The sequence below is a fragment of the Haloarcula laminariae genome (assembly GCF_025457605.1).
Taxonomy (GTDB): Archaea; Halobacteriota; Halobacteria; order Halobacteriales; family Haloarculaceae; genus Haloarcula; species Haloarcula laminariae.
Genome location: NZ_JAMZFY010000002.1, coordinates 233,857 through 248,716 on the forward strand (window position 1 = coordinate 233,857; position 14,860 = coordinate 248,716).

The 14,860-nt window shown below is 66.1% G+C and carries 17 protein-coding genes; 5 read left to right on the forward strand and 12 right to left on the reverse strand.

The window, feature by feature from the left end; all coding sequences use genetic code 11:
* Positions 1 to 85 precede the first annotated feature (85 nt).
* A complete protein-coding gene (locus NJQ98_RS12700; RefSeq protein ID WP_262179231.1) occupies positions 86 to 523 on the forward strand; it encodes a DUF8146 domain-containing protein in 438 nt (145 codons plus the stop codon).
* A gap of 88 nt (positions 524 to 611) precedes the next feature.
* Here NJQ98_RS12700 and NJQ98_RS12705 read toward each other — a convergent pair whose 3' ends face one another.
* The 3 genes from NJQ98_RS12705 to NJQ98_RS12715 all read right to left on the reverse strand — a co-directional run bounded on the left by NJQ98_RS12705 (position 612) and on the right by NJQ98_RS12715 (position 2,454).
* A complete protein-coding gene (locus NJQ98_RS12705) occupies positions 612 to 1,067 on the reverse strand; it encodes a DUF5814 domain-containing protein (RefSeq protein WP_262179233.1) in 456 nt (151 codons plus the stop codon).
* A 231-nt stretch (positions 1,068 to 1,298) separates the two neighbouring features.
* Positions 1,299 to 1,769 (reverse strand): DUF3592 domain-containing protein, encoded by a 471-nt coding sequence (locus NJQ98_RS12710; RefSeq protein WP_262179235.1) that lies wholly within the window; start codon positions 1,767 to 1,769, stop codon positions 1,299 to 1,301.
* A 127-nt stretch (positions 1,770 to 1,896) separates the two neighbouring features.
* The gene (locus NJQ98_RS12715; RefSeq protein ID WP_262179237.1) at positions 1,897 to 2,454 is read right to left on the reverse strand and encodes a sugar O-acetyltransferase; all 558 of its coding nucleotides are present in this window, start codon (positions 2,452 to 2,454) and stop codon (positions 1,897 to 1,899) included.
* Between the two features lie 125 nt (positions 2,455 to 2,579).
* Here NJQ98_RS12715 and NJQ98_RS12720 point away from each other — a divergent pair, with 125 nt between their 5' ends.
* Together NJQ98_RS12720 and NJQ98_RS12725 are read left to right on the forward strand one after the other, a co-directional pair.
* Positions 2,580 to 2,735, forward strand: coding sequence for a hypothetical protein (locus NJQ98_RS12720; RefSeq protein ID WP_262179239.1), 156 nt, complete (start codon positions 2,580 to 2,582; stop codon positions 2,733 to 2,735).
* A 265-nt stretch (positions 2,736 to 3,000) separates the two neighbouring features.
* Complete coding sequence (locus tag NJQ98_RS12725) at positions 3,001 to 3,258, forward strand: hypothetical protein (protein WP_262179241.1); 258 nt, start codon at positions 3,001 to 3,003, stop codon at positions 3,256 to 3,258.
* A gap of 198 nt (positions 3,259 to 3,456) precedes the next feature.
* Here NJQ98_RS12725 and NJQ98_RS12730 read toward each other — a convergent pair whose 3' ends face one another.
* Positions 3,457 to 4,263: an aldo/keto reductase gene (locus NJQ98_RS12730; protein ID WP_262179244.1), complete on the reverse strand. Its 807-nt coding sequence runs from the start codon at positions 4,261 to 4,263 to the stop codon at positions 3,457 to 3,459.
* A gap of 102 nt (positions 4,264 to 4,365) precedes the next feature.
* Here NJQ98_RS12730 and NJQ98_RS12735 point away from each other — a divergent pair, with 102 nt between their 5' ends.
* Positions 4,366 to 5,094: a competence/damage-inducible protein A gene (locus NJQ98_RS12735; RefSeq protein WP_262179246.1), complete on the forward strand. Its 729-nt coding sequence runs from the start codon at positions 4,366 to 4,368 to the stop codon at positions 5,092 to 5,094.
* 264 nt (positions 5,095 to 5,358) lie between these two features.
* Here the strand turns inward: NJQ98_RS12735 and NJQ98_RS12740 are convergent, their stop codons facing one another.
* Positions 5,359 to 5,652 (reverse strand): hypothetical protein, encoded by a 294-nt coding sequence (locus NJQ98_RS12740; protein WP_262179248.1) that lies wholly within the window; start codon positions 5,650 to 5,652, stop codon positions 5,359 to 5,361.
* 154 nt (positions 5,653 to 5,806) lie between these two features.
* Here NJQ98_RS12740 and NJQ98_RS12745 point away from each other — a divergent pair, with 154 nt between their 5' ends.
* Positions 5,807 to 6,208 (forward strand): DoxX family protein, encoded by a 402-nt coding sequence (locus tag NJQ98_RS12745; protein ID WP_262179250.1) that lies wholly within the window; start codon positions 5,807 to 5,809, stop codon positions 6,206 to 6,208.
* Between the two features lie 117 nt (positions 6,209 to 6,325).
* Here the strand turns inward: NJQ98_RS12745 and NJQ98_RS12750 are convergent, their stop codons facing one another.
* Genes NJQ98_RS12750 through NJQ98_RS12780 form a run of 7 tightly spaced genes read right to left on the reverse strand, consistent with a single transcriptional unit; the run spans position 6,326 to position 14,544 of the window.
* Positions 6,326 to 8,320 carry a beta-galactosidase gene (locus tag NJQ98_RS12750; RefSeq protein ID WP_262179251.1) on the reverse strand — a complete coding sequence of 665 codons (1,995 nt, stop codon included), beginning with the start codon at positions 8,318 to 8,320 and terminating at the stop codon, positions 6,326 to 6,328.
* On the reverse strand, positions 8,317 to 9,093 hold the full coding sequence (locus tag NJQ98_RS12755) for an SDR family NAD(P)-dependent oxidoreductase (protein WP_262179253.1): 777 nt from the start codon (positions 9,091 to 9,093) through the stop codon (positions 8,317 to 8,319). The genes NJQ98_RS12750 and NJQ98_RS12755 overlap by 4 nt, the downstream gene beginning before the upstream one ends.
* Position 9,094: 1 nt before the next feature.
* The gene (gene dgoD / locus NJQ98_RS12760) at positions 9,095 to 10,243 is read right to left on the reverse strand and encodes a galactonate dehydratase (RefSeq protein WP_262179255.1); all 1,149 of its coding nucleotides are present in this window, start codon (positions 10,241 to 10,243) and stop codon (positions 9,095 to 9,097) included.
* Between the two features lies 1 nt (position 10,244).
* On the reverse strand, positions 10,245 to 11,369 hold the full coding sequence (locus NJQ98_RS12765) for an ABC transporter ATP-binding protein (protein WP_262179256.1): 1,125 nt from the start codon (positions 11,367 to 11,369) through the stop codon (positions 10,245 to 10,247).
* Positions 11,370 to 11,372: 3 nt separating this feature from the next.
* Positions 11,373 to 12,218, reverse strand: a complete 846-nt coding sequence (locus tag NJQ98_RS12770) for a carbohydrate ABC transporter permease (RefSeq protein ID WP_262179258.1) — start codon at positions 12,216 to 12,218, stop codon at positions 11,373 to 11,375.
* Positions 12,211 to 13,335, reverse strand: coding sequence for a carbohydrate ABC transporter permease (locus NJQ98_RS12775; RefSeq protein WP_262179260.1), 1,125 nt, complete (start codon positions 13,333 to 13,335; stop codon positions 12,211 to 12,213). The genes NJQ98_RS12770 and NJQ98_RS12775 overlap by 8 nt, the downstream gene beginning before the upstream one ends.
* Positions 13,336 to 13,353: 18 nt before the next feature.
* On the reverse strand, positions 13,354 to 14,544 hold the full coding sequence (locus NJQ98_RS12780; protein WP_262179261.1) for an extracellular solute-binding protein: 1,191 nt from the start codon (positions 14,542 to 14,544) through the stop codon (positions 13,354 to 13,356).
* Positions 14,545 to 14,860: the final 316 nt, after the last annotated feature.

Sequence of the window (14,860 nt, forward strand, 5' to 3'; positions counted from 1 at the left end):
AACCGTTTCGCGTGTCGTTGCCTGCTGTAGCGTGCGAGCGTCTGACAAACGATTATATACCAGGGGAGACGAGTAGGACACAACGATGGGGAACAAGAACAAGACTATCTCGTTCCGGGTCAGCGAGGACAAGTTCGAGACCCTCCGGGAGATAGCGGAGGAACGCGACATCTCGCTGTCGGCGGTCTTTCGCGACTACGTCGACACGCTCGTCGACCACGACGGGCAGGTGACTGTCGCGCCGGACCACGAGATCGAGGCCGCAAACGCCGAGGAGACCAACGCCGAGAGCTTCCCGCCGAAAGTCGAGGTGCCAAAGAGCTTCGTCCGCGAGCACGAGCGCCTCGAACTGGAAGCAGAACACCTCCGCGAGCAACTGGAGGAACACAAGCGCTACGTCACCAAACTGCGCACGCAACTGGACGAGATGGACCAGGACGAGGTCATCCACCTCGAGGACTTAGACGAGGGCGAGGAGGAGGACGCCTCCTACCGCATCGGCAGCTTCGACGACGAGTACTAGCTCGGGTTGACTGGCTGTTTTCGGCCGTCACTGGCCTGTCGATTCCGGATTCCTTCTCGGCCGTCTCCACAGGCCCACGCGACGGCGCCTATCTGGCCAGGTTGTTTCGGCGCTCGCCGGCCAGTCGCTCCATCTCGCGGTTGCCGTCCACGCCCGCGAGCGTCTCGATGGCTTCCAGCGTTCGGATGCTGTTGTCCAGAAAGGAGAGGACGTCGCCGGGGTAGGCATACAGCATGTAGTCGTCGGTCATCACGTCGACGATGGCGTCCGGCCCGAGCCCCTGTTCGCGCAGTTCCAGCAGGTAGGTCATGAACTTCCGCTCCGGGCAGCCACAGTGCGGGGCGGCCTGGCACTCACAGTCCATGAAGTCCTCCGCGAAATCCAGCACCCGCTCCCGGGAGGCGTCGTCGAGCTTCGCCAGCCCCTCGCCCTGGAAGAGGATGTCGAGCGTCGCCCCCTTGAACGCCCCTTTCGGGAAGCTCGTCTCCAGCTGGGAGGCGAGCTGCTGGTGGTTCTTGACGTATATCTTGTCCGTGATAGCCACGCGTAGCCGTCCGTAGTCGCCGGGCGAGTAAAAGCGTCCCGGGACGGCTCACCGGCGTCACGACCGCGGAACGGAGACGTACCGCAGGCGACACCGTAGGAGCTCCGCTCTCGCTCGCGCGGGGCACTATCTACACGCCTCCTGTAACGCGGCACCGGTGGGGCAGGCGCCCGCCACTGAATCGACCGGGGTTCCCCGTGACCGGGCGGGGACAGCCGAATACCGGTCACCCTAGTTCCTGACCACGGAGACCGCGGTCCCAAGCAGGAAGAGTGCGCCGAACCCCATCACGAGCAACGGCTTGTCGCTCTGCTCGTGTTTGAGGTACGCGTTTCCGGGGGCCGACGGTCGGACGTAGGCGTCTACGGTCTGGCCGGCCGCGTACCCGTCGAGTTGTGCTCTCGCCTCGGATTCGCTGTCGAACTCCCGTGGCAACTCACCGGGATAGACGTTCGTGGAGGTGTATCGCTCGCCGTCGTAGGTGTAGTTGAACGTCACGCGCGGGGTGTAGCTCGTCCCGTGTTGCTTCTTGGTAGACTCGACCCCGGTCGAGATGACAGTCGCTTCGACCGTCTCCGACGAGCCCAGTGCGGTCGATTGCGCCGCGTAACTGTACCCCCCGTAGCCGAGCGTTCCGAGTCCGAGAAGCACCGCGAGCGCGACCTGAAGCGTTCCGGACGGGCCGTTGAAGCTAAGCTCCATGTATGGGCGGGGACGCGATGGGACCGTAAAACCGGCTGCTGTTTCCCCGCTGCAACGACAGCCCAGTCTCCGGTCGTGGTGGCGTCACGCTGTGGGGTGGACACGCCACTCGTCGCGGGGCCGTTCGTCAGTCCAGCTCTCTGACGACTTCCGCGGGGTTTCCCCGAACGACGACGTCGTCCGGGACGTCCCGGGTGACTACGGCCCCCGACGCCACCACCGACCGGTCGCCGACCTCGACGCCGGGATTGAGGACGGCCTGGCCCCCGATCCAGACGTCGTCGCCCACGGTGACCGGTTTGCCGTACTCCTTGCCCTCGGCTCGCTCGACCGCGTCGAGCGGGTGGGTCGCCGTGTAGACGTGGACGGACGGTCCCAGCAGACACCGGTCCCCGAACTCGATGGCACAGACGTCGAGGAAGACACAGCCGAAGTTCGCGAAAAAGCGGTCACCGACGCTGATCTGGTCCCCGTAGTCACACCGGACGGGCGGCTCGACGGTCGGCTCCTCGCCGACCTCGCCGAACAGCTCGTCGAGGAGCAGCAGTCGGCTCTCCCGGTCGGTCGCCGCCGTCCGGTTGTACAACCGGACCAGTTCCCGCGCGCGCTCCCGTGCGGCGACGAGTTCCGGGTCCCGCGGGTCGTACAGCTCCCCGGCGAGCATCTTCTTTTTCTCGGTGGGCATACGAGTCATTTCGGCGACGAACGGATAGCACTGGTGTCCGCTATCCGGTCCCGTGCGGAGCGGTCACGCACAAACCGCTGTCTGAGCCTCTTGAGCCCTTACCCAATACCCAGTTGACAGTCGACATGATGACACGAAGACTGTCTGTCTCCCTCGTTCCGGTCTCGGTGACGATAGCGGGCTGTTCCGTCGTCCAGAGCCAAAGCACACCGACGGCGGAACCGACTGGTGTTTCACCCGACGAGATACCGGGCGTTTCGGACGGGACGATGACGACGTGAGGTGCGTGCTGGTCTGAGGTCGGCCGCTCCCGGCCGACTGTCCGAGAACTGCCGTTGCGGGGCCTCGTTGGACGCCGCTTCTCGTGTCTTCTATGAGATTCGTGAGTGTCGCCCGCCACCCATGTCTGACAGGTACTGGACACTACGTTCGGACTCTTGACATTCAGTTGTCTGGTCAGCGACCGACTCTACGGTCTGTTTTTAATTTTTACTCGAATTCGTGTCAGAGCACGTTTATTACCCTCTGGCCTCCAGTGGGAGGTAGATGCCACAGTACCAGATCGAGGAAGACATCCTCGACTACCTCTCGACTGCGGGACCCGCGAACAAACGATTCATCCGCCGAGCGCTGGCCCAGCAGTGGGAGGTTCGAATTACGTACTCGATGCTTGAACCCCTGCTGGAAAAGCTGTGCGAAGAGGGCGTCCTGTCCGCCGACCAGTCCGGCTCCATGGTCAGATACGACGTCAGTTACGAACGGAAACGCGACCTCTCGGCCAGCAAGGGTCGCATCAACGCCTGACAAACGGGACCTCTCTGGTTCAAAGCGGGCACTCCTTTCTCGCCGGCCGCCAGTCGCTTTCGTCTACCAGTCGCCCTCGCCGCCACCCCGCCGTCTCGTACAGCTGCGCGCCCGTGTCCGTGCGGGGACGAGGGACCCGACCGTGATACCTGGCCCCCACCTGCTGGCGCTGTCAGCGCACCGCCGTCGCCCCGGTACTCACCACGGCGCGAAGTCGGGGTCGATGAGCCGCTCGTCGTAGTCGAGACCGTCGATTCGTGACAGCTCCTCATCGTCGAGCGTGAGCTGCTGGCTCTCCCAGTTCGCCCGGATGTGGGCCTCACTGGTCGCCTTCGGAATCGCGACGATGTCGCGCTGGCGGAGCCACGCCAGCGCGACCTGCACCTCGCTGGCGTCGTGCGCGTCGGCGATTTCGGTCAGCTCCGGCACGTCGGCCACCTTCCCCCGGGCGATGGGCGCGTAGGCGACGACGGCGACGTCCTCGTCCTCGCAGTACGCCCGGAGCTCGTCCTGCTGGAGGAGCGGGTGCAGCTCGACCTGGTTCGCGACGATGGGCGCCGCGGAGTGCTCCTGTGCGGTCGCCATCTGCTCGGGCGTGAAGTTGCTCACGGCGACGTTCTCGACAAGCCCCTCGTCGTAGAGCTCGTTGAACGCTGCCATCGTCTCGTCGGCCTCGTAGCTCCCCGCCGGCCAGTGGACGTAGAGCACGTCGACGTAGTCCAGCCCGAGCCGGTCGAGGCTCGCCTCCGCGGCGGGGACCACGTCGTCGCCGGCGAGGTCGTCGTACCAGAGCTTCGTCGCGACGACGACCTCCTCCCGGGGCACCGACGCGGCCTCGATGCCGGCGCCGACCGCCGCCTCGTTGTCGTAGTACGCCGCGGTGTCGATGTGACGATACCCCATCTCCAGGGCCGTCCTGACGCTCTCGGTCGCCTGCTCGCCCGTGTTCTTGTACGTGCCGAGACCGAGCGCCGGCAGCCCGTTCGTGACGGTTGGAACGTCCATAGCCGATGGTCGGTACGGAGGCCCGTTAGCCCCTCGATTTCGACTCGAACCGACGGCCACCCGGCCAAACGCTTACCACTGCCAGACCCTCAGAACGAACGGATGGATGTCGCACTGCTCACCGTCGGCGACGAACTGCTGGCCGGTGACACGGAGAACACGAACGCGTCGTGGCTGAGCCGCCAGCTGACGGCGGCGGGGGCGACCGTGACTCGCGTGCTGACCGTGCCCGACAGCGAGCCGGTCATCGCCGACGCCGCCGCCCGGTATCGCGAGGCGTTCGACGCGGTCATCGTCACCGGCGGTATCGGCGGGACGCCCGACGATGTGACGAAAGCCGGCGTCGCACAGGCCTTCGGTCGCGACCTCGTCGTCCCCGCGGACGTCCGGGCGCATCTCGAAGCGAAGGCCGACCAGTTCGCCGCCGACAACCCCGAGATGGTCGACCGCTACGACATGGACCTGGACCTCGACGCGTGGGCGTCGGTCCCCGAGGGCGGCCAGGCGCTGCTGACCGACGAGAGCTTCGCCGTCGGCTGTGTCGTCGAGAACGTCTACGTCCTCCCCGGCGTCCCCGAGGAGCTGAAAGCGATGTACGCGACCGTCGCCGACGCGTTCGGCGGCGACCGCACGACGGAGACCATCTACACGCCGGCGCCGGAGGGCGCCCTGGTCGGGGCGATTACGACCGCCCGCGAGCGGTTCGACGTCGCCGTCGGGAGCTACCCCCGGAAAGCCGACGCGCCGGGCCGGGTGAAAGTGACCGGCGACGACCCGGCCGCCGTCGCCGACGCGGCGGCGTGGCTCCGCGAGCGAATCGAGACGGAGTGAGCGGCCGCTCCCGCCCCCAATCGGGGACTCGGCCGTGTCGCTGGTGGCGGGTCTCGTGCGATGGCGGCGCACAGGGGGGTCCGTTCCGTAACGTATTTCTGTGCCAGCGAAGTACCTCAGAACGCCTTAGCCAGCGTGTCCGGGCTGGGGTAGTGGCATCCTTTAGCCTTGTGGTGGCTAAGAGGCGGGTTCAATTCCCGCGCCCGGACCTCCTACTGTTTCACACCGATAGCCTCCGGTCTCGCATGCGACCGCTCGTCGGGATTACCCCGAGTCGGGCGCCTCGTGTTCGCTGACGACGGTGACGACCTGCAGCGCCTTCCGGGAGGCGTCGTCCTCGCCGTCGACGAGGGTGACGGGCACGCGGACGCTCTGGATGAGCCACTCGTCCGTGTCGTCCTGGCCCATCCGGACGCTGCTCCCCGGCACTTCCGACTCGGCGAGTTCTGCCGCCCAGTCCGGCGTTTCGAGGTCGTCCAACTCGTCGCCGTCCCGAAACCGCACGTGGTAGTGGTCGCCGTGCTCCTCGACCGCTTTCACCGTCAGCTGTGAACTCATGTCAACACAGTGGCGCTCCGCGCGGATAGCCGGACGACTTGCGAGTGCAACCCCGCCGCCTGCCCCCGACAGCGCTCCCGGACCGCGGGCGCGACACGCACAGCCGACGGACGCCCCAAACTGCCTTCACTGCCGTCGCCGTAGCGGCCGACAGATGTCCCGTCGCCTGGCGCCGCTCAAACGCCCGCTACTGTATCTGATGGCTCCCGCGTACGTCGTCGCGGGGCTCCTCCATTTCGTCGTCCCCGGGCTGTACGCCCAGATTGTCCCTCCGATGTTGCCCGCGCCGCTCGCGCTCGTCTACCTCTCCGGACTCGCGGAAGTCGCGGTCGGTCTCGGGCTCCTGTGGCCGCCCACCCGGCGGTACGCGGCGTGGGCGACAATCGCGCTTCTCCTCGCTGTCTTCCCCGCGAACGTCTACATGGCGACCAGCGGAGTCGTCGTCTCGGGGATGCCGGGCGGGGGCGACCCGTCCCCGCTCGTTCGCTGGGGACGGTTACCGCTCCAGGGCGTCCTGATACTGTGGGCGTACTGGTATACGGACGCGGAGTCCTGACGGGCCTGTCGTCTGTGCTAGTCGAGTTCAACGGGCACAATGCTCCAGATACTGGATTCGTCCGTTTCGAACATGGTGTTCGAATCCGGTGGACCCGCCGGCGAGGCGGGGCTCTCCTCAGTCGAGTGAGAGTTCCGCCGTCGTTCCCTCGTATATCGCCGCGTCGAAGGCGCCGACGGTCTCGCTACCGACGACCCAGCGGGCGTCGTCGGGGACCGAGACGGTGACCGGGTCGCTCGTGAAGTTCGTCACCCAGGTGTAGCCGTCGCGATGGGCGGCCCTGACACCGCTGGGCAGCCGCTCGGAGTGGGCCACGTCCGCCCGCTCCAGCATGTCCGAGACCACCGCGTCGGCGAGCCCGCTCTCGGGCCAGACGCCGCAGTAGGCGGCGTGACCCGCGCCGAACTCGTGTTCCGTGACCGCCGCACGACCGTCGCCGACGCCGCCGACGTGTGAGCCGACGGCGCTGGCGTCGTCGGGGTCGAGCCACTCGGCGAAGGTGCGGTAGCTGTAGGTCTCCCCGTCGTAGGCGACGCGCCGGTCCAGCTGCTCGGGGACGGACTCGTGCTGGTCGACGGTCGCGCCGACGAGGTCCGAAAGCGGGCCGGGCGCGGGCGCGTCGGGGAGCTTGTTGAAGCGGTCCTTGGCGCCCGAACGGACCGTGAGCAGGAGCTCCGTCCCGTCTTCGACCTCGGCTTCGAGCGCCCCGGCGAGCTCCTCGTCGACGAGGTGGAGCGCGGGTGCGACGATGGCGTCGTACCCCGAGAGGTCCCGGTCGGGGTGGACGACGTCGGCCTGGACCGACCGGGCCCGGAGCGCGGCGTAGAACTGGCGCATGTGGGTCCAGTACTCCCAGTCGGGGGCGTGGGGCTGGATGTTCGTCGCCCAGAGGTTGTCGTACTCGTGCAACACGGCGACGTCGGCGTCGACCGGGTCCAGGTCCAGCTCGGCAAGCTCCGTGGCCGTCCGGTCGGCGTCGTGGTAGCCCCTGTCGGGCGAGCCGTCCTGCTTGCGGAGGCCCGCGTGGTACTGCTCTTGGCCCTCCCGGCAGCGGCGCCACCGGAAGTACAGCACCTCGTCGGCGCCGTGGGCGACGGCGTGATGGGCCCACAGCCGCATGGCTCCCTCGCCGGGCTGTGGGGCATAGGGCGGCCAGTTCACGTCGCCTGGCTGTTGTTCCATCACCCAGAACGGCTGCTGTTTGGCCCCGCGGTAGAGGTCGTGGTTCATCCCGACCTGGTCCGGGTCGCCGGCCCGCAGTTCGTCGGCGCTGGCGGCCCCGGGCCGTCGGTCCTGGGCGAACCCGGTGGGGTAGGAGTCCCACGTCATCAGGTCCAGGTCGTCGGCAAAGCGGTAGGCGTCACAGGAGTCGAAATCGCCCATGAAGTTGTGGGCGACGAACCAATCGTCGTTTGCCTCCCGCAGTAGCTCCGAGTGGATGGCGTTGTAGTCGACGGCGCTCTCGGCGCTGAACCGGTAGTAGTCCAGCAGCCGCGAGGGGTGGTGTTCGGCGGCCGTGTGCCGCGGCGGGTCGACCTCGTCGAACGACCGGAGGTGCTGGCTCCAGAAGCTCGTCCCCCAGGCCTCGTTGAGCGACTCGACGTCGCCGTAGGTGTCGCCGAGCCACTCCCGGAACGCGGTCGCGCAGTCGTCACACCAGCACCGAATCGTCTCGTGACAGCCGTACTCGTTGTCGGTCTGCCAGCCGGCGACGTGGGGGTTGTCCGCGAACCGCTCGGCCATCGTCGAGACGATACGGCGGGTCTGGTCGCGGTACTCCGGGGAGTTGAAGCAGTAGTGCCGGCGGCTCCCGTAGTGTCGGGTAGTCCCGTCGGGCTCCTCCTGGAGTATCGAGGGGTGCTCGTCGACGAGCCACTTCGGGGGCGTCGCCGTCGGCGTACACAGCACCGCCTCCATCCCGTGGTCGCCGATTATCGAGACCGCCTCTTCGAGCCACGAGAGGTCTATCTCGCCGGGCTCGGGCTCGATGCGGGACCAGGAGAACTCGCCCATGCGGACGTAGTCGAGGCCGGCCTCGGCCATCTGCTCGACGTCCCGCTCCCAGCGCTCCCGGGGCCAGTGCTCGGGGAAGTAACAGACGCCGACAGTCATCGTTCCTCCCGGTAGTCCGGCAAGAAGTCGTCCTGGAGGACGGCCGTGCGCCCCCCGTCGACCGTTATGGTGCTCCCCGTGACGAACGCGGCGTCGTCGCTCGCGACGAACGCGACGGCGCCGGCGACGTCCTCTGGCGTTCCCAGTCGTCCTGTCGGGTGGATGCTCTCGAGTTCCCGGCGGCGCTCCGGCTCCATATCGCCGGTGGTCCGGTCGACTTCGACCCACCCGGGCGCGACGGTGTTGACCCGGATTCGCGGGCCGAAGTCGACGGCCATCGCGCGGGTCATCCCGTTGATGCCCGCCTTGACGGCGTTGTACGGGAAGATGTCGGGCGTGGTCGCCATCGAGTGGTTCGAGGACATGTTGACGATGGCCCCCGACTCCATGTGTTCGTAGGCGTGTTTCGCGGCCAGCCAGAACGCCCGGAAGTCCGTCTCGACGACGAACGACCAGTCCTCTATCGTCGCCTCGTCGGCGCCGGTGTAGGTCTCGACGCCGGCGTTGTTGACCAGCACGTCCAGGCCGCCGAACTCGGCGACGGTCGCCTCGACGAGCGTCTCGATGTCGTCGGGCTCGCGCATGTCGGCCCGGACGAAGCGGGCGGTTCCGCCGGCCTCTCGGATGGTCTCGACGACGTCTTCGCCGTCGTCCTCGGAGCGACCCGAGACGACGACGCTCGCGCCCTCGGCCGCGAGCCGTTCGGCGACGCCGGCGCCGATGCCTCTGGTCGAGCCCGTGACGATAGCGGTAGTATCTTCGAAGCGGTTCATCTTACCACTCCGCGACGCTCCCGTCGTCGTGACGCCAGACCGGGTTGTGCCAGTTGACCTCGCCGGCCTGCATCCGGACGTAGCTGTGGTCGATATCGATACCCAGTCCCGGCCCCTCGGGCAGGTCGACGTAGCCGTCACGGTAGTTGAACACCGAGGGGTCCTTGAGATAGTCCTGCACGTCGCTGGTCTCGTTGTAGTGGATATCGAGGCTCTGCTCCTGGATGAGCGCGTTCGGCGAGCAGGCGTCGACCTGGAGACAGGCCGCCAGTGCGATGGGGCCCAGCGGGCAGTGGGGCGCCATCGCCACGTCGTAGGCCTCCGCCATCGAGGCTATCTTCTTGACCTCGGTGATGCCGCCGGCGTGCGAGAGGTCGGGCTGGATGATGTCCACACAGCCGTCCTCGAAGACCTCCTTGAAGTCCCACCGGGAGAACATCCGCTCGCCGGTCGCGATGGGGGTGGTCGTGTGACGCGCGAGCTCCGGGAGCGCGTCGTTGTGCTCGGGCAACACCGGCTCCTCGATGAACATCGGGTCGTACGGCTCCAGGGCCGCGGCGAGTTTCTTCGCCATCGACTTCGAGACGCGGCCGTGGAAGTCGACGCCGATGTCTATCTTCTCGCCGACGGCGTCCCGGACAGCGGCGAGGCGGTCCTCGGCGGCACGGACGGCCGACGGGGAGTCGACCCGGCGGAGTTCGGCCGTGGCGTTCATCTTCAACGCGGTAAAGCCCTCCTCGACTTTCTCGCGAGCGGCGTCGGCGACGCCTTCGGGCCGGTCCCCGCCGACCCACTGGTAGACCCGCATCCGGTCGCGGGCCTTCCCGCCGAGCAGTTCGTAGACGGGCATGTCGTGGTGTTTCCCCTTGATGTCCCACAGCGCCTGGTCGATACCGGCGATGGCGGACATCAGGACGGGACCGCCGCGGTAGAACCCGCCGCGGTACATCGTCTGCCAGTGGTCCTCGATGCGCATCGGGTCCTTCCCCAGCAGGTAGGTGTCGAGCAGTTCTTCGACGGCCGTTCTGACGGTGCGAGCGCGGCCCTCGACGACTGGTTCGCCCCAGCCGACGATTCCCTCGCTCGTCTCGAGACGCAGGAACAGCCATCGCGGCGGCACTTCGTAGAGGTCGTAGTCAGTGATAATCATGTTACTCAGGTTGTGCGACGTAGTCTTGGACGGAGACGTCGGTCTCGTCGGTCATCGTCTTCAGCGACTCCCCGGTCTCGGGGTCGAAGAGGTACAGCGCCGTCTCCTCGAAGCCGAACTGGACGGTCTCGTCGGGGCTCGGCCGCAGGCTGGCGTCGATTCGGGCGGTCAGGTCGACGTCGCCGAGCTCCATGTAACAGAAGTTCTCGTTGCCCATCTGCTCGACGACGGTCACCGACGCCGCGATGCCGTCCTCGACGAGGGTCATGTCCTCGGGCCGGATGCCCACGCGGACGCGGTCGTACCCCTCGACCGGAGTCGGGTCGTCGAGCTGGTAACTGAATCCGCCGGGCCCCGTCAGGCGGCCGTCCTCGACGGTCGCGCTCATCAGGTTGATCGACGGGGAGCCGATGAAGTTCGCGACGAACTCGTTGTTCGGGGTGCGGTAGACCTCCTCGGCGGTGCCGACCTGCTGGAGCTCGCCGTCGTCCATGATGGCGATGCGGTCGCCCATCGCCATCGCCTCCGTCTGGTCGTGAGTGACGTAGACGGTGGTGACGCCGAGCTCGTGTTGCAGCTCCTGGAGCTCGGTCCGCATCTGGGCGCGAAGCTTCGCGTCTAAGTTACTCAGCGGCTCGTCCATCAGGAACACCTCGGGGTCCCGGACGATGGCCCGCCCCAGCGCGACGCGCTGTTGCTGGCCGCCCGAGAGCGCCTTCGGCTTCTTTTCGAGGAGTTCCTCGATGCCGAGCATCTCCGCGGTGTCCCGGACCCGGCGGGTTATCTCCTCGGAGTCGAGCTCCGTCGAGAGCCGCAGCCCGAACCCGATGTTGCGCTCCACGTTCATGTGGGGGTACAGCGCGTAGTTCTGGAACACCATCGCCACGTCGCGGTCACGCGCACGGAGGCCGGTGACATCCTCGTCGTCGAACGTGATGGTGCCTGACGTTACCTCTTCGAGTCCGGCGACGCTGCGCAGCGTCGTCGTCTTGCCACACCCCGAGGGACCGACCAGGACGAGGAACTCCCCGTCCCGGATGGTCAAATCGAGGTCGTTGACGGCGACGATGGTGCGCCCGTTGTCGCTGAACTCCTTTCGTACCGTGTCGAGATTGATTTGTGCCATTGATTACTCCTTGACCGAGCCTGCGAGAATCCCGCTGACGAAGTGGCGCTGGAGGAACAGGAACACCAGGAACAGCGGGATGATGCTGAGCGCCGCCGCGACCATGATCTGGTCGTAGTAGACGCGCTGGGCGCCGACCAGTTCGTTGATAGCCACCGGAATGGTGTACTTGCCCTGTTCGAGCACGACCAGCGGGTACAGAAAGAGGTTCCACTGGAACAGGAACAGGACGATGGCCAGGGCCGCCAGCGACGACTTCATCGTCGGGAGCGCGATACGGTAGTAGAGCTGGAACTCCGTCGCCCCGTCGATGCGCGCCGACTCCAGCAGGGCGTCGGGAATCTGTCTCATGTTCTGGCGCATCAGGAAGATGCCCAGCGGGTTGGCCGCCCACGGCAGGATGATGGCCCAGTAGGAGTTCGAGAGCCCCATCTGGGAGATCATCAGGAACAGCGGGATGACGAGCAGCTGGATAGGCAGCGTCAGCGTCGCCAGAATCGAGTAGAATATCGGCTCCTTGAACTTGAACTCGTACTTCGCGAAGGCGAACCCGCCCATCGAACACAGCACGAGCGACAGGAGGGTGTAGACGACTGCGATGAACACCGAGTTCCCGATGCTCTGGATGAAGTCGACGCTCTCGCGGGACTGCAGCGCGTCGAGATTCGCCAGGAAGTTCGAGCCGGGCAACAGCTGGATGTCGGTTCCGGCCGAGAGGAACGCCTGTTCGGGTAGCGTCGAGGCGACGACAATCCAGTAGATGGGAACGACCATCAGCAGCGTCGCCAGCAACACGAAGGTGTAGCCGAGGAACCGCCAGGCGGCCTCGTCGCGACTGAGATTACGCATCGGAATCACTCCCGATGCGGAGCTGCGCGATAGACAGCAGGGCGACGATACCCACCAGCACGACGGTCATCGCGCTGGCGTAGCCGAGCTGGAACTGCTGGAACGCGATGTTGTAGATGTACACCACCAGCGTCCGGGTGGCCGACAGCGGCGCGCCCCCCTGGGAAATTATCAGCGGTTCGGAGAACAGCCGGAAGGTCCCGATAGTCGAGGTGACGACCACGAACAACAGGACCGGGCGCAGCTGCGGGAGCGTGACGTAGCGGAACTTCTCCCAGCGGCTCGCGCCGTCTATCTCGGCGGCCTCGTAGAGCTGCTTCGGGACGCTCTGAAGCCCCGCCAGCAGGATAATCATGTTGTAGCCCGTCCAGCGCCAGGTGACTGCGCCGACCAGCGATACGCGCGGCCAGAAGCCGGTGCCAAGCACCGACTTGAGCGGGCCGGGCAACAGCGCCGTCCCGCCACTGAGCCACGGTATCGTCGGGAGCCCGACCATCTGGAAGACGCTGTTGACGAGCCCGTTGTCCTGCAACAGCAGCAGGAAGACCGTGGCGTACGCGACGAGGTTGGCGGCGACCGGTAGCGCGATAGTCGTCCTGAACAGCCCCTTGAACCGCATCCAGGAGGCGTTCAGCGCGAGCGCGAGCGCCAGGCCGAGAACGATCATCAGCGGCACCTGCACGAGGAGGATAAACGTCGTGTTCGCCAGGGCGTTTTGGAACAGCGTATCGCCTAGCAGCCGCTGGTAGTTCTGGAGCCCGACGAACTCCAGTTGGGCCATCCGCGTCAGCCGGTACTGTATCGGTCCGACGTCGATCCAGAACAGCGTCGTAGTGCTGATTCCCTCGTAGGTGTGAAAAGACAGGAACACCGTATAGAGGACCGGGAACAGCAGGAACGCGCTGAACAGCACGAAAAACGGTGCCAGGAAGAGGTACGGGACGCCGACCGAGAACGGCAGCTTGTCGGCGGCCGCGCGCGTCCGGCGTATCTGTCGCTGTCGGAGCGGACGGACGGCGTCTATCACCGACTCCCACACCGGGGCGACGGCCTCGCCGGCCCGCTCGCGGACCGCGTCGAATTTGTCCCTAACCGGGTCTGAATACTTGGTTGACATGAAAGGGTGGTGTCGGTGTTACGCGAGGTCCCGACCGGTCCGGTCGGCGACCTGCTGTGCTGCCGTGTCGACAGCCTCTTTCGGTGAGATCTGCCCGTTGATCATGCGGTCGAACTCGCTGTTGATGGCCTTGGTGATCTCGGGGGTGTCGGTGGTGTATTTGTAGGTGGGGATGTTCGGCGCGATTTCGGCGAACAGCCGACCGGCGGCCTGTCCGCCGAGGAACTCCGACCCCTGGTCGAAGACGTCCGACTCGTAGGCGGGCTTGTAGGCCGGGAAGAGGCCGTACTCCTCGTACATCGTGACCTGCTGTTCCTTCGTGCCGAGCGCGAACTGCATGTAGTCCCAGCCTCGCCGGGCCTTGGCCTCGCTGACCTGGTCGGCGATGATGAGGTTCGAACCGCCCCAGTTGGTGGCGCGATTGCCGCCGGACTCGTAGGCCGGCGGGCGCATCACTCGCCACTTCCCGGCGGTGTCCCCGACTTCGGATTTCAGTGTCCCCTCCAGCCACGCGCCGCTCAGTATCGTGGTGATTGTCCCCTCGCTGGCGCGGCTGAACCACTCGCTGGACCAGGAGGCGACGCTGGACGTGATTCCGGCGTCGTGTGCCTCCTTCATCTGGCGAGCGACGCGGAGGGACTTCTCGGAGTTGATGTTGACCGCACCGCTGTCGGTGAAGGGAAGCCCGCCCAGTTGACGGAACATCATCCGCCAGACGCCGTCGTAGTCGTTGGGCGGTAGATTCAACATCGCGACGTCGTCGGGCAACTTCTCGCCCTCCGCGATGAACTCGTCCCACGTCTCGATACCGTCCATGTCCAGTCCGTGTTCATCTGCCACGTCGTTGCGGTAGAACGCGGCGACCGGGCCGACGTCCCACGGGAGCGCGTACGTCCCCCCGTCCTTGGTGAGCGGCCCCCACTTCCCGGAGACGAACTCGTCCCGGATACCGGCGTCGTCGATCCAGTCGCCGATGTCGCGCAGGCCGCCCGTGTCGACCCAGGCGGCCGCGTCGACGCTCTCCATCGTGGCGACGGCCGGCGCGCCCGACCCCGAGAGAACACGCGACCGGAACTTGTCTTTCATGTTCGAGCGACCGAACTGCTCGACGGTGATGTCGCCGCCGTGTTCTTCCTCGTAGGGTTCGTCGACGGTGTCCAGGGCCTTCGCTGCCACGTCCCAGCTCCAGGCCGTGGCGCTCGAGGCCATATCCCCGTTGGAACCGTCAGGGCCTGACTGGTCGCCCGTACCACAGCCGGCCAGGCCCGCGAGTCCAGCCGCACTCAGTTGTAAGACGCGTCGTCGGTCGAGTCCGCTATTTGAGTCAGTCATCGGCGCTAGTCTCATCCATGATAGTACATTATTTAAGAGTTTTGCTAATTAGGTAGTGGGCAGGTAATCCCGACGCCGTATGGCACTTTTCGTTAATTTGGGCCCGGTGATTATCGATATAGATAATATTTCTTATCATTCGTGTTGTTCACCGATAGTGAACAAACGGTCTGTCGACCCAGCGAAGATATGG